At 58.4% G+C, this 13,891-nt stretch carries 10 protein-coding genes, 1 tRNA gene and 1 pseudogene; 8 read left to right on the top strand and 4 right to left on the bottom strand.

All coding sequences use genetic code 11. From position 1 onward, the window contains the following. Positions 1–109: 109 nt before the first annotated feature. Positions 110–2,332, top strand: coding sequence for a caspase family protein (locus ACP7BS_RS22050; protein WP_426239832.1), 2,223 nt, complete (start codon positions 110–112; stop codon positions 2,330–2,332). A gap of 91 nt (positions 2,333–2,423) precedes the next feature. On the opposite strand, the gene ACP7BS_RS22045 is transcribed toward ACP7BS_RS22050, so the two are convergent. Continuing rightward, on the bottom strand, positions 2,424–2,603 hold the full coding sequence (locus ACP7BS_RS22045) for a hypothetical protein (protein WP_426239831.1): 180 nt from the start codon (positions 2,601–2,603) through the stop codon (positions 2,424–2,426). 339 nt (positions 2,604–2,942) lie between these two features. Here ACP7BS_RS22045 and ACP7BS_RS22040 point away from each other — a divergent pair. The 4 genes and pseudogenes from ACP7BS_RS22040 to ACP7BS_RS22025 all read left to right on the top strand — a co-directional run bounded on the left by ACP7BS_RS22040 (position 2,943) and on the right by ACP7BS_RS22025 (position 7,320). Beyond that, positions 2,943–3,032 (top strand) — tRNA-Ser (locus ACP7BS_RS22040). 915 nt (positions 3,033–3,947) lie between these two features. Continuing rightward, the gene (locus tag ACP7BS_RS22035) at positions 3,948–5,024 is read left to right on the top strand and encodes a porin (protein WP_426231926.1); all 1,077 of its coding nucleotides are present in this window, start codon (positions 3,948–3,950) and stop codon (positions 5,022–5,024) included. 172 nt (positions 5,025–5,196) lie between these two features. Next, a complete protein-coding gene (locus ACP7BS_RS22030; RefSeq protein WP_426231925.1) occupies positions 5,197–6,126 on the top strand; it encodes a tyrosine-type recombinase/integrase in 930 nt (309 codons plus the stop codon). Between the two features lie 101 nt (positions 6,127–6,227). After that, positions 6,228–7,320, top strand: a pseudogene (locus tag ACP7BS_RS22025) (porin). A 101-nt stretch (positions 7,321–7,421) separates the two neighbouring features. Here ACP7BS_RS22025 and ACP7BS_RS22020 read toward each other — a convergent pair. Both ACP7BS_RS22020 and ACP7BS_RS22015 read right to left on the bottom strand, forming a co-directional pair. After that, a complete protein-coding gene (locus ACP7BS_RS22020) occupies positions 7,422–8,315 on the bottom strand; it encodes an alpha/beta fold hydrolase (protein WP_426239829.1) in 894 nt (297 codons plus the stop codon). Between the two features lie 126 nt (positions 8,316–8,441). Then, complete coding sequence (locus ACP7BS_RS22015; RefSeq protein WP_426239828.1) at positions 8,442–10,514, bottom strand: transglycosylase SLT domain-containing protein; 2,073 nt, start codon at positions 10,512–10,514, stop codon at positions 8,442–8,444. A gap of 299 nt (positions 10,515–10,813) precedes the next feature. Between ACP7BS_RS22015 and dapA the strand changes: the two genes are divergently transcribed. Together dapA and smpB are read left to right on the top strand one after the other, a co-directional pair. Continuing rightward, on the top strand, positions 10,814–11,698 hold the full coding sequence (gene dapA / locus ACP7BS_RS22010) for a 4-hydroxy-tetrahydrodipicolinate synthase (RefSeq protein WP_426231921.1): 885 nt from the start codon (positions 10,814–10,816) through the stop codon (positions 11,696–11,698). Beyond that, positions 11,698–12,174 (top strand): SsrA-binding protein SmpB, encoded by a 477-nt coding sequence (gene smpB / locus ACP7BS_RS22005; protein WP_426231920.1) that lies wholly within the window; start codon positions 11,698–11,700, stop codon positions 12,172–12,174. The genes dapA and smpB overlap by 1 nt, the downstream gene beginning before the upstream one ends. Positions 12,175–12,238: 64 nt before the next feature. Here the strand turns inward: smpB and ACP7BS_RS22000 are convergent, their stop codons facing one another. Beyond that, positions 12,239–12,817 (bottom strand): NYN domain-containing protein, encoded by a 579-nt coding sequence (locus ACP7BS_RS22000; RefSeq protein WP_426231919.1) that lies wholly within the window; start codon positions 12,815–12,817, stop codon positions 12,239–12,241. A gap of 586 nt (positions 12,818–13,403) precedes the next feature. On the opposite strand from ACP7BS_RS22000, the gene rpoZ reads away from it, so the two are divergent. Continuing rightward, a complete protein-coding gene (gene rpoZ / locus ACP7BS_RS21995; protein WP_113246076.1) occupies positions 13,404–13,811 on the top strand; it encodes a DNA-directed RNA polymerase subunit omega in 408 nt (135 codons plus the stop codon). Positions 13,812–13,891 lie beyond the last annotated feature (80 nt).

Here is a 13,891-nt window from a genome sequence, read left to right as displayed (position 1 = left end):
GCAAAGCGCGCCGGCAGCAAAAAGGCCGGGCGAAACAGGGATCATGTTTGCGCGGTTCGCAAGGGTGCATTACATCCCGGCAGGCTGCACGAGCGCGGAGGGGAAAATCATGTTCAAGCGTCATTTCCATGGCTGGCTGCCGCTCTTCGTTCTGGCGTTGTCGATCATCGCGTGTCAGTCCGGTCCTGCCGAAGCGGCAAAACGCGTCGCCCTGTTGATCGGCAACGAGAAATACGAGGCCACGTCGCAGCTGAACAATCCGGCCAACGATGTCGAGCTGATGAAGACCTCCTTCGAAGAGGCCGGCTTCGATACGGTGACGGCGGTCCACGATCTCGACCGCGCCGCAATGGTCCGCGCGCTGCGCGATTTCGAGGACACCGCCGCCGGTGCCGATGTCGCCATCATCTATTATTCCGGCCATGGCATGGAGATGAACGGCCAGAATTTCCTCCTGCCGGTCGATGTCAGCCTGAAGACCGACAAGGATGTGGAAGACGAGGCGATCCCGCTCGATCGCGTGCAGCGCTCGCTCGAAGGTGCAACACGGCTGAAACTGGTCATTCTCGACGCCTGCCGCAACAATCCCTTCGAGCAATCGATGAGCCGTTCGATCTCCACCCGCGCGGTCAGCCGTGGCCTGGCGCGTGTCGAGCCCGAATCGGCCGACCTTCTGGTCGCCTTCGCCTCTAAGGCCGGCACGGTAGCGATGGACGGCGAGGGCAAGAACAGCCCGTTTGCCACGGCGCTGTCGAAATATCTGACCGAACCCGGCGTCGATGTCCGCATCGCGCTCGGCAAGGTCCGCGATGACGTGGTGACGGCGACCAATCGCGAGCAGGAGCCCTTCGTCTACGGTTCGCTCGGCGGCGCGCAGATCTTCCTCAATATCAAGGAAGTGAACATCAACATCACCAACAATGGCAACACACAGGCAGTCTCGCCGAACGGCCAGTCGGCTGCCGCTGCCGACTGGCAGAATATCCGCGATCTCGCCGACAAGGATCTGATCGAGGTGTTTTTGGCCAAACACGGCGCCGACCCGGTCTACAAGATGCTGGCCGAAAAGAAATTGAAGCTCTTGGACGAAGCGGCGCAGACGACTGTGACGCCGGATGAAATCGCCTGGGAGGCGCTCAAGCAATCGACCGATGGCGCGGCGCTGACCCGTTTCGTCGAGCGTTACCCCGACAGCAAGCACAGGGCCGAGGCGGAAACACAGATCGCCGCACTTGAGCCAAAGAAGGGCTTGAACATCTCGCAGACCGGCAAGGACACGCAGGCATCGCGTGATTGCTACTTGCTCGCCGGCGAGCCGCAATCGATGCCGGGCTTCCTCGGCGTCAATTTCCTGAAGATTGATGCGGCGCGTGCACTGACGGCCTGCGCCCAGGCCGTCAACGAAAACCCCGACGACATGATGCTCGTCAATATGCTCGGACGGGCACAGGACGCTGGCCGCAATTATGTCGATGCCCGCAGCAACTATCAAAAGGCAGCCGATGGCGGCAATATGTATGGACTGACGAACCTCGCCTGGTTCTCGATCTACGGCACGGACGGTCCCGTCGATGTCGAGAAGGGCAAGGAAATGTTCGAGCATGCCGCCAACAACGGCAATTCCTATGCCCAGGCATCGCTCGGCTGGCTCTATCGTGATGGCTACGGCAGCGTTCCGCAGGATTACGCGGAATCTTTAAAATGGTACCAGCTTTCGGCCAACCAGGGTTACGCCAATGCCATGGCGACAGTGGGCTGGTTCTACCGTGAGGGCAACGGGGTGGCGAAAGACCTCGACCTGTCGCTCTCCTGGTACCAGAAAGCGGCCGAGGCCGGTGATGCCAATGCGATGTCCTCGCTCGGCTGGGCCTATCAGAATGGTCTCGGCACGCCACAGGATTATGCCCAGGCGAAGGTCTGGTATGAAAAGGCCGCCAATGTCGGCGATGCCTATTCGATGGCGCTGCTTGGCTGGTTCTATGATGACGGCAAGGCCGTGCCGCAGGACTATGCGCAGGCGCGCAACTGGTATGAAATGGCCTCCAATGCCGGCAGCGCCTATGCCATGGGCAATCTCAGCCGCCTTTATGATTGGGGATTGGGTACCAGGGCGGATCCGAAAGAGGCGGTGCGCTGGGCGGCGGCAAGTGTCGAGGGAGGCGATCCGGCCAAGCTCCAGGAGCTGAAGACCTCGCCGGACAATTTCACGCCCGCCTTCCGCAAGGAAATCCAGGCACTGCTCAAGGATCGCGGCCTTTACAGCGGCCCGCTGGACGGCGATTTCGGCGCCGCCACCCAGAATGCGATCGACCGGCTGGCGAAAAAGACCTGAGATACAGCGGCCGGTAATGGGCGGAAACAAAGAAGGGCCAGAGCTGTAGAAACAGCTCTGGCCCTTCTGGCAGCAAGAAAAGCGGATCGGCTTAGCGGTTTTTTTCCAGCGCCTTGAGCGCGGCCTGCCCGGCGGCAATGGCTTCGATCTGGTTGGTGAACTGGCCGTGGGCGGGATAGACGACGGCGCCGCGCTTGAGCACGAAAGCCCATCGGCCATTGCGCAGCTTTTCAATCGTCACTTTTATTTCCGGCTTGCTGTCATTGCTCATGGTGGATTCCGAACCTGTGCTTGTCTGCAGCGTTCCCGCTGTCGGCGGACGCGCTTCTATAAAGAGAAGGATTAGCGCAACACCCCTGTTGCGGGCAATCGGCAATACGCAATGCCAATCGTTTCCGTCGCGGCCCATGGCTGGCCATCGCGCCACGGCATCGCCGCCCCATCCTGAACAAAGCTATGGGCCGAACTCTTGATAGAGAGTGCCGCATGCCGCGCGGTCCGCATTTACAGCCTGCGGGACCGCGCCAACCGGGTGCAAAATCAACTTTGTCGAGGGAAACCGCAAAAACCCCTTGCAATGAAAGGCGCCTGACTCTAGTCAGGCGTCAACGGAGAGGTGGCCGAGTGGTCGAAGGCGCTCCCCTGCTAAGGGAGTATACCCGGAAGGGTATCGTGGGTTCGAATCCCATCTTCTCCGCCATCAGACCTCACCCGCAAGATTTTCCGTCAAGAACGCTGGCACGCATTGATTGCCGCATGTTATGTTGGCGTCCAGCTCCGCATCGTCGCTTTCTCGCTTGCATGACCTTGTGTCGCTCCGTTCGATCCCATCCTCCGTTTCATGTTGCCTTGCGCTGCCGACTGCACAGCCGCTCGGCTAAGTCTGAAACAGAAACGGAATGGCGTTGGCGTCTGCCCATCGCTTGGGGATTTGCCGGATGCTCGCCGATACACGGTACTGCGCAATCCCAGTATTGAACCGGCCACTCTCTCTTCTCCGCATACCGGCTTCGGTCCTGCAGCTCTGTTCCCGGCCATCACCGAATATCCGCTCAAGTCGGCTTATCCATTGAGGCGCGGCGTGGGAGCATACGGTTTTGATGGCTTAGCCGATGTCCACGCACGAATCGCCTTCGCCCCGTATCGGACCGTGATTCTGCAAATCTCTCCGTTTGCCGTCCAAAGCGGCGTCGCGATTCCGGTTCGTGACTGCTGGAGAGGATCGATGCAGCCGGCGCGACATGCCCGCCCACCACCGCGAATCCGCTAGTGCAGCGGCGTTTCGCCGCTTTTTTGCCTCGTTCTGATACGCCGAGGGCCGCGTTGACCAAGGCTAAGTCTCGGCGAACAAAGGGTTTTCTTAATGTCTTGTTAAGACTTTCCGGTCGCTTGAGGCGATTTTGTGTCGTTTCAGCAACAGCGCAGGGGGAAGGGCGGGCCAAACAGGACGAACTGGCAAGTTGGTGATTGCGCCAGCGGTCCCGTCTTGTATTTTCAACTCCGGAAGCAAGGGCGGTTGATCGTCCGACTTCTTAAATGTTGGGGATGGGGCAGGGAATACTGTCCTTCAGTATAATACCCAGACCTGTTTGAAACTTTTGACTGGAGGTCAGAAATGAACATCAAGAGCCTTCTTCTCGGCTCCGCTGCAGCTCTCGCAGCAGTATCCGGCGCCCAGGCAGCTGACGCAATCGTTGCTGCTGAGCCGGAACCAATGGAATACGTTCGCGTTTGCGACGCTTTCGGCACTGGCTACTTCTACATCCCGGGCACGGAAACCTGCCTGAAGATCGGTGGTTACGTCCGTTTCCAGACCAACTTCGGTCGTGATCAGTCGGGCACGTCTGACTGGAACACGTTCACACGTGGCCAGCTGCAGTTCGATGCCAAGAACGACACGGAACTTGGCACGCTCGAAAGCACCATCGTTCTGCAGACCAATGCTAGCCAGGCTAGCGGCGCTGAAAGCGACGAAACGGACCGCACATTCTTGGATACGGCTTCGATCTCGATCGCTGGCTTCAAGTTCGGCTACTACTACAGCTGGTGGGACGACGGCATTGCCGGCGAAACCGACGCTCTTGCAACCAACACCCTGTTCAACTCGATCTCGTACACCTACGATGGCGGCGCATTCAAGGCCGGTATCTCGGTTGACGAACTCGAAGGCATCGGCCGCGTTGGTGGTTTCCCCGATTCGCCGAACGATTTCAGCCGCAAGGATAACGGCGTTGGCGTTGCTGCCATGCTGTCCGGTTCGGTTGGTGGCGTAACGGCGACCCTGCTCGGTGGTTATGACACGGAGCGCGAAGAAGGCGCTGTCCGCGCTATCTTGTCCGCTGAACTCGGTGCTGGCACGTTCAGCCTGGCTGGCGTCTGGGCTTCTGACCCGAACGTATACTACAACGAATCCGAGTGGACCGTTGCAGCATCGTACGAGTTCAAGGCAACCGACAAGCTGACCATCACTCCGGCAGCTCAGTACTTCAGCGACTTCGGTTTCTACGACGGTGTTGATGCTTGGCGTGTAGGCCTGACGGCTGGCTACCAGATCACTGATGGTCTGAAGTCGCTCGTAACGGTTCAGTACCAGGACGTTGACGATGGTTCGTTCACACGTTTCGACGGTACGACCAACAACATCGGTGGCGACGAAGTTTCTGGCTTCATCCGTCTGCAGCGCGACTTCTAATCTGATCGTCTGATCAGATTGTAAATTGCCCGCAGCCTCTTCAGAGGTTGCGGGCTGTTGCATTTGAGTAACTGTTGTTGACGGTGCAGACTTTGGTGATCCGTTCGAAGCAGGTTTAAATTGAATACTGAGCGCGGCCGTCTTTGAATAATTCCTCTTTGGAGGGGGTTCTTTGGGCCGAGCACGAGACAAAGCGGGCGGTAACGCCGACTTTGAAAGCGCGGGTATCGGAGCCTATAGTCTCCACTACCAATTCGCTGTCGGCCGCCCCGCCAAACCGGTGGAAAGCGTATCTCTCAAGCTGCTCTTTGAGCGCTATGGAGATTTGCTCTGGGAGCCAGGGTCTCACAAATATAATGTGACGGCCTTTATATATGAACTCCACACTCTGCTGATTACGCCTGAGTTCTCGGTATTCACTGACGAAATGCTCGATGGCCTGATCGCCTCTCTCCGCAAACGCGGCAACAGCAACGCAACCATCAATCGAAAGATGGCGGCACTGAGCAAGCTGTTGCGGAAGGCGTTAAAAATGGGAGAGATACACAGTTTACCCGAATTCCGGCGCCAGAAAGAGAAATCTGGCCGTATTCGTTTCCTTGAATACGACGAGGAAGATCGGCTCTTTGCAGCGATCGAAGGCCATTCAGAACTCTATCATCGCTTTTGTGTCTTTCTCGTTGATACTGGCGCCCGTCTGGGAGAGGCCATCAATTTAAGATGGACAGACATTAACGAAAATCGCGCGACGTTCTGGGTGACGAAATCCGGAAAGAGCCGGTCAGTCCCTCTTACGTCGCGTGCTGTCGCCGCGGTTGCCCGCCAAGCCGGTCAAAACGGACCTTTCGTTACCATCGATCAGCAACAATTCCGCGCGGTGTGGAACCAGTCCAAGCAAGAGGTGGGGTTATCGACCGATAGCGACGTCGTTCCCCACGTGCTCCGCCATACGTGTGCTTCAAGGCTTGTAAGAGGTGGCATCGACATCCGCCGCGTACAGGTATGGCTTGGTCACCAAACGCTTCACGTCACCATGCGATATGCACATCTCGCTCCATATGATCTCGATGGATGCGTGCCGATTCTGGAGCGTCACAAATAAGGGCACAGGGTCTTTTAGCGGTTGGCCTTCCCGCAACTGGTCGGGGTTGTGAAGGGGAGGTCAAACGCGCCTGGTGAGGTATTTCTGACTGGAGGTCAGAAATGAACATCAAGAGCCTTCTTCTCGGCTCCGCTGCAGCTCTCGCAGCAGTATCCGGCGCCCAGGCAGCTGACGCAATCGTTGCTGCTGAGCCGGAACCAATGGAATACGTTCGCGTTTGCGACGCTTTCGGCACTGGCTACTTCTACATCCCGGGCACGGAAACCTGCCTGAAGATCGGTGGTTACGTCCGTTTCCAGACCAACTTCGGTCGTGACCAAGTACAGAAGGGTGCTTTCGAAGGCAACGGTTCGTCCAGCTGGGATACCTTCACACGTGGTCAGCTGCAGTTCGACGCCAAGAACGACACTGAACTTGGCACGCTCGAAAGCACGATCGTTCTGCAGACCAACGCCGACGCGGCTGACAACAGCGACTCGACCTTCCTTGATACGGCTTCGTTCGCGATCGCCGGCTTCAAGTTCGGTTACTACTACAGCTGGTGGGACGACGGCATTGCCGGCGAAACCGACGCTCTTGCAACCACCACCCTGTTCAACTCGATCTCGTACACCTACGATGGCGGCGCGTTCAAGGCCGGTATCTCGGTTGACGAACTCGAAGGCCTCGGTCGCGGCGGTCCGTTCCTTGCTACGCAGCTTCCGAATGACTTCGGTCGTAAGGACAACGGCGTTGGCGTTGCTGCCCTGCTGTCTGGCTCAGTTGGTGGTGTAACTGCTACCCTGCTCGGCGCATACGACACAGAGCGTGAAGAAGGCGCGATCCGCGCTATCTTGTCCGCTGAACTTGGCGCTGGCACGTTCAACCTTGCTGGTGTCTGGGCATCCGACCCGAACGCATACTACAACGAATCCGAATGGACCGTTGCAGCATCGTACGAGTTCAAGGCAACCGACAAGCTGACGATCACTCCGGCTGCTCAGTACTTCGGCGACTATGCTTTCATCAACGGTGTTGATGCATGGCGTGTTGGTCTGACGGCTGGCTACCAGATCACAGACGGTCTGAAGGCTCTTGCTACAGTTCAGTATCAGGACATCGACAGCGGTTCTTACAACCGTGCTGGCGCGACGACAAACTACGTCGGCAACGATGCGACAAGTGGTTTTCCTGCGTCTGCAGCGCGACTTCTAATCTCTGGTTTCATATCAGTGATGGAAAGCCCGGTCGAAAGACCGGGCTTTTTCCGTTTGGGCGTTTGGCCCCGCTTACGGCTCGCGTAGCCGGCGCTGTTATCAAATCCTGTCGATGAACGCGGTGATTTCGGCCAGCAAATCCGGGCGATGCAGCAGCGGGGCATGTCCTTGTCCCATAGCTGTAATTGTTTTCATGTCCGAATGCCGTTGCCCCATCTCCGCGAAGGTTGCCTGTGACAGAATGCGGGAGTTCTCGCCCCTGATGACCATCAACGGCACTGTCTCAAACCCCTGGTAGAGGGACCAGAGATCCGGCAGCGGAGTGTTTGCATCCATGCTTTTCAGAGGTTCGATGATGGCCGGATCGAAATCAGCGGCGAGAATGCCGTTCCTTTCGCGGAAGACGGCCTCTGCCATATCTCTCCAGTCCGTATCGTCGAGGGCGGGGAAAGCCGCGCCATGTATTTGCTTCAGGCTGTCGACAGCCGCTTCCCACGACCGCGGCGGTCGTTGCGCCTCCAAATACTGCCGGATTTGCAGGAGACCGGCGATGTCGATGACTGGCCCGATATCGTTCAGGACTACGGCGGCGAGCAGCGCTGGCCGCAGGGTTGCGAGAAGATGCAGGATCAGGCCGCCGCGCGAGGTGCCGATGAAGATTGCGCGGGCAATATCGAGAGCGGCGCAGGCGCTGATGACGTCTTCCGCCTCCACCGGTAGCTGATACCGGCTTTTGTCTGCATCCCAATCCGAATATCCACGCCCCCGATAGTCGAGCGCGATGACCCGGCGTGGTTTGTCGGGATGAGTTGAAAACGCTGCCGCTAGAAGGTGAAAATCGCGGCTATTGCGGCTGAGACCGGGGAGGCAGACGATCGGAAGTGCCGCCGCCGTTCGCGGATCGTCCTCGCCATAGTCGCGGGCGTAAAGCTGCAATCCGTCATTGGCTAAAAAACGGCGTTCCTGAAAACTGATTTTGGTGGCGCTCGTCACGATGTCTCCCTTCGACGATTGTCGGAAGAACCATAGCTGATCATGACAGGGCCGAAAGAGGGGCGGCGGACTTTGTGCCGTCCGGCAATCCAGGTTCGCTGCCGGAAGGCGAATAAAGGAATGTTGTCAGCGACCCACGCGCAGATCTTTTACGATATCAGCTGTTTGCCCGAGCCGGGATTTGTAGACCTGATAGTTTTCCATCACCCGCTGCACATAATTGCGGGTTTCGGCGAAGGGGATGCGCTCGATCCAGTCGACCACGTCGTCGATCGACTTGCCGCGCGGGTCGCCATAGCGGTTGATCCAGTCGGGAACACGGCGGGGGCCGGCATTATAGGCGATGAAGGTAAGAATGTAGGAACCGCCGAAATCGTCGATTTGTTCGCCGAGATAATGGGCGCCGAGCGTGGCATTATAGGCGGTGTCCGTGGTCAGGCGCTCCTGGGAATAGGCAAGGCCATGCCGTCCGGCCACGCCCTTGGCCGTACCCGGCAGGATCTGCAGCAGTCCGCGTGCGTTCGCCGGCGAGATCGCCGCCGGATTGAAGGCGCTTTCCTGGCGGGCAATCGCGTAGGCCAGCGCCTTGCCTGCACCACTGATATTGGCATTTGCCGGAATGACGCCGATCGGGAAGGCGAGGGCCGCGACATCGATGCCGCGGCCGAACGCGAGCTTGCCGATCTGCAGCGACAGCTGATGGCCACCGGTTTTTTCTGCGCGGGCAGAAAGGATCGCAAGCTCTCCTGGACTGGTCATCTCCTCGGCCAAGGCGCGGTAGAGATTATCTGCCCGCCAGCCATGCCCTGCCTCTTCCAGCCGTGCGATGGCCTGCACCGCCTCGCGGCCTTCGAAGCGGGACCGATCGTCGGCCGTCGGCGACGGATAGGCGACGTTCAGCCCCTTACGGCCAAGCCGTGCGGCCGCAAGCTGCCCATAGAATGTGCCGGGAAAGGCCGCAGCCTTGGCAAAATACTCTTTTGCATCGCCAGGCGCACCGGCTTCCGCAGCGCGCCCCATCCAGTACCAGGCCCGCGACACCGAAATCGGCCTGTTGGAGGCCTTCAGGATGCGTTGAAAATGCTGCGTTGCGGCCTGCGCGTCCTTCAGCCCGCGCAGGGCATACCAGCCGGCATGGAATTCAGCATCGACGATATCGGCCGGACTGATCGCTGAATTGTTTGCCGCGATCGCATAGGCCGCCTTGAACTTGCCCTGGTCCAGCAGACCCCGGCTGATGATCCGTTGCTCGACCCACCATTCGCCCGGATTGACCAGCGCGTCCTTGTCTTTCGAAAGGCCGGCCAGAAGTTTGGCGGCCTCTTCGTATTTCTCTTGCTTGCGCAGATATTCGATCCGAATGAACAGGTAGGCCGGTTCGTTGGCCCAGGATCGGTCGACAGCTGCAATCAACGCCGCCGCATTGCCGGCCTTTTTGGCCACGGCGATCCAGGCACGATAAAGCGATTGCGCCTTGCCGAGGTCGCTGAAGCGGGCAGCCTGGTCGAGGCGGGCGCGATACAGCAGCATTTCCATCCGCTGTTTGTGGTCTTCTGTGGTCAGGAGGCCCGGAAACTCTGCAAGGATCTTGGTTTCGGTGTCCTTGTCGAGGACATCCTTCAGCCAGAGGCCACGCAGCAATTTTGCGGCCGCGTTCGTGTCGCCCGTCTGCTGGAACGCGCGCGCCAGAATGATGGTGCCATCGGGCGTTTCCGGCCGCGTCGTCCCAAACGCCGAGAGAACATCGGCAGCGGCCGGGTTCTCGCGGTACATCGCACGCTCGGAATTGGCACGCAGTGCGCCGAGCCCGGGCCAGCCCTTCAGCTCCCGCTGCGCGGCGGCGATTTCATAGGAAGGCACGCCCTTTTGTCCGGAGGTGGCTATTGCCCAGGTGAGAATGTGGCGGTCGAGCGTGCCCTTGGCCATGGCGTTGCGGGCCACGATCGCTTGTCCCGCATCCTTGTTGGAAAGGGCGTCCAATCCGGCTTTCAGGTTCGCATTGACTGGTATCGAGGCGGTGGCGGAAATGATGGAGCCGGTCACGTCAGGGGAAGGGGCTCGGCCGGTCTTCACCAGTGCCTGCGGCTTTGGCCGGGGCAATGGAGCCTGATGGTCTTGCGCAGAAACGGCTACCGTCGAAAAAACCAATGCCGTTGCGCCCAGCATCGCAATCATGTGGCGAAACATATGCCCACGCATCCACAACCCCATGCTTGCCGGCGACATTCTCTCATTTGGCGACGCAATCGCTAACGAAAGGTTACCGGTTTTCATTCAATTCCATAAATATGGGTGCGCCCATTCTGGCAGCTGGCCCGGCTCTGAAATGCGCAAAACGTCCGCTCGCCCCGATGCGATAGAGAGTAACCGGCAACGAATGGCGCGATAGAGTGCTTGCCGCAGGCACTTCACATGATTAAGGTGCGCCAGTTTTCTAACCATGAAATGCGGCTAAAGCGTGGGTTGGTTTCAAGCTCCCGGGCCGTCAGGAGTCGTGCATGTTCAAGGGATCCATTCCCGCACTCGTCACCCCGTTCACCGCTTCCGGCGCCGTGGATACGGATAGCTTTGCCGCGCATGTCGAATGGCAGATCAGCGAAGGCAGTCACGGTCTGGTGCCGGTCGGCACGACTGGTGAATCGCCCACCTTGTCGCATGCCGAGCATAAACGCGTGGTGGAACTGTGCATCGAAACCGCGGCCAAGCGCGTGCCGGTGATTGCGGGCGCCGGGTCCAACAATACGACAGAGGCTGTCGAGCTGGCGCAGCACGCCGAGAAGGCCGGCGCGGACGCCGTTCTGGTGGTGACGCCCTATTACAACAAGCCGACCCAGAAAGGGCTTTTCGCCCATTTCGCAGCGGTTGCCGAAAGCGTGAAGCTGCCGGTGGTCATTTATAATATCCCCGGCCGCTCCGTCGTGGATATGAGCGTCGAGACGATGGCTGCCCTGCACAAGGCCTACCCGTCGATCATCGGCGTCAAGGATGCGACCGGCAAGATCGAACGGGTCTCCGAGCAGCGCCTGTCCTGCGGTGCAGGCTTTGTCCAGCTGTCTGGCGAGGATGCGACAGCGCTCGGCTTCAACGCCCATGGCGGCGTCGGCTGCATCTCGGTCACTGCCAATGTGGCGCCGCGCCTCTGTGCCGAATTCCAGGAAGCGACGCTGGCCGGCGATTATGCCAAGGCACTCGATTATCAGGACAAGCTGATGCCGTTGCACAAGGCAATCTTCATGGAGCCGGGCCTGTGCGGCGCCAAATATGCGCTCAACCGCCTGCGCCAGATGAGCCGCACCGTGCGTTCGCCGCTGCTGTCGACCCTGGAACCAGCAACCGAGGCTGCCATCGACGCAGCGTTGCGCCATGCGGGGCTGATGAACTGATGGCACCCAAAGGCAGCCAGCGTGTGGTCACCAAGATTGTCGCGGAGAACCGCAAGGCCCGCTACAACTACGAGATCATGGATACCTACGAGGCCGGTCTGGTTCTGACCGGCACCGAGGTGAAGTCGCTGCGCGAAGGCAGAGCGAACATCGCTGAATCCTACGCCACCGACGAGGGTGGGGAGATGTGGCTGATCAATTCCTATCTGCCGGAATATCTGCAGGCCAACCGCTTCAATCACGAGCCGCGCCGCCGCCGCAAGCTGCTGCTGTCGAAACGTGAAGCCCACCGGCTGCAAAGCGCGATCAACCGCGACGGCATGACGCTCATCCCGCTCAAGATCTATTTCAACGATCAGGGCAGGGCAAAACTCGAACTTGCGCTCGGCAAGGGCAAGAAGCTGCACGACAAGCGCGAAACCGAAAAGGAACGCGACTGGAACCGGCAGAAGAGCCGGTTGCTGAAGGACCGTTGATCCGGTGGGGGAAGATCAGATTGAAAAAAAGGACCGGCTGTGATCAACCGGTCCTTTTTCGTATTCAATCGTTGAATTCTTCGGTGACGGGTTCGGTCACCCGGACTGGGCGTTCCGAAGGGTCGCGGCCGACTTCGGCCTTCAGGCTGACAAGCTCGATGAAGTGGTCGGCCTGCCGGCGCAAATCGTCGGCGATCATCGGAGGCTGGGTCGACATTGTCGAGACGACGGAGACCTTGCGTCCCTTGCGCTGCAGCGCTTCCACCAGAGTGGTGAAGTCGCCATCGCCGGAAAAGATCACCAGGTGATCCACCGTTTCGGACTGTTCCATCGCATCGATGGCCAGTTCGATGTCCATATTGCCTTTGATCTTCCGGCGCCCGAGAGAATCGGTAAATTCCTTGGCCGGCTTTGTCACAACCTTGTAACCGTTATAGTCTAGCCAATCGATCAGTGGCCGGATCGATGAATATTCCTGGTCCTCGATCAGCGCCGTGTAATAATACGCCCGAAGCAGGTAGCCACGCTTCTGGAAGGCCTTGAGAAGCTTGCGATAATCAATGTCGAAACCAAGGCTTTTCGACGCGGCGTACAGGTTGGCCCCATCGATGAAGAGCGCGATTTTTTCGCGTGGGTCGAACATCGTAATTCCTTTTTGTTGTCTTAATGTCTTTTGTATTCAACCTTGGCGAGCATAAACGTCCTCGGTAGCAGACAGTTCGAATACATTAAGCTTCCATCATATTCCAGCTTTCTAAGCCAGCATTCGCTTTAGTCTAAGAAAATTCGGCTTGGAATAGCTAGTTCTCGCAGTTTTTTGCTAAAAATATCAGATATCCAGCTCTGATTAGATTTTTTTTCTGATGGGTAAGGCGTGACGCCCTCAGCACAAATGTCAATTTCTCCATGCTTCATCAGGGTTTAACAATATTCAACCATCATTTAGGCGGATGTCAAAGCCAATCGCTCGGGAGTGGTTATTCGGATATCATTTTCGCCTCCGGCACTGCCCCAGCCGGGATTTCCGGATATCTTTTTTTGCATTGCAGGAAAAACTTGAATTTATGCGGTTTTGATTGTATCGGGCAGGGTAATTCCTGAAATCGGAGCCGCGCATGCTGTCAAGCCGACGGCTGGACGGGTTCCGGTGTTGTTAATCAGCGCAGCAGCGGATCGTCCTTATGGCATCCATGATTTCAGCTGCGCTCTTGAGATCCAAAGGACAGGCAATGGCCCGCGTCACCGTTGAAGATTGCATCGACAAAGTCGATAACCGTTTCGAGCTTGTGCTTCTGGCAAGCCATCGCGCCCGCCTGATCTCGCAGGGCGCTGCGATCACCATCGATCGCGATAACGACAAGAATCCGGTCGTCGCATTGCGCGAAATCGCCGACGAAACGTTGTCGCCGGGCGACCTCAAGGAAGACCTGATCCACTCGCTGCAGAAGCATGTCGAGGTCGATGAGCCCGAGCCCGATCCGGCTTCGATGATCAGCGGCGACGCCGGTTCGGTTTTTGCCGACCAGTCGGGCGAAGACGATCAGCCGGAAGTGGTGACCTTCGACCGCATGTCGGAAGAAGAGTTGCTGGCCGGCATCGAAGGCCTTGTTCCGCCGGAAAAAAGCGACGACTATTGAGCCAATGCGGTGTCCGGCCTCTTGGCCGGACGCGCTGCTCGGATGCAATGCCGCGTTTTCGTTTGGAATTCGCGCAACGC

This window comes from Pararhizobium sp. DWP1-1-3 (genome assembly GCF_049896125.1).
Classification (GTDB): Bacteria; Pseudomonadota; Alphaproteobacteria; order Rhizobiales; family Rhizobiaceae; genus Pararhizobium.
This window is presented reverse-complemented; position numbering and strand designations above follow the sequence as displayed.

What these genes read in the sequence shown, in the direction of transcription:
- rpoZ (WP_113246076.1), top strand. Translation starts at nt 13,404, where the DNA reads ATGGCCCGCGTCACCGTTGAAGATTGCATCGACAAAGTCGATAACCGT.
- ACP7BS_RS22000 (WP_426231919.1), bottom strand. Translation starts at nt 12,817, where the DNA reads ATGTTCGACCCACGCGAAAAAATCGCGCTCTTCATCGATGGGGCCAAC.
- smpB (WP_426231920.1), top strand. Translation starts at nt 11,698, where the DNA reads ATGGCACCCAAAGGCAGCCAGCGTGTGGTCACCAAGATTGTCGCGGAG.
- ACP7BS_RS22045 (WP_426239831.1), bottom strand. Translation starts at nt 2,603, where the DNA reads ATGAGCAATGACAGCAAGCCGGAAATAAAAGTGACGATTGAAAAGCTG.
- dapA (WP_426231921.1), top strand. Translation starts at nt 10,814, where the DNA reads ATGTTCAAGGGATCCATTCCCGCACTCGTCACCCCGTTCACCGCTTCC.
- ACP7BS_RS22015 (WP_426239828.1), bottom strand. Translation starts at nt 10,514, where the DNA reads ATGCGTGGGCATATGTTTCGCCACATGATTGCGATGCTGGGCGCAACG.
- ACP7BS_RS22035 (WP_426231926.1), top strand. Translation starts at nt 3,948, where the DNA reads ATGAACATCAAGAGCCTTCTTCTCGGCTCCGCTGCAGCTCTCGCAGCA.
- ACP7BS_RS22050 (WP_426239832.1), top strand. Translation starts at nt 110, where the DNA reads ATGTTCAAGCGTCATTTCCATGGCTGGCTGCCGCTCTTCGTTCTGGCG.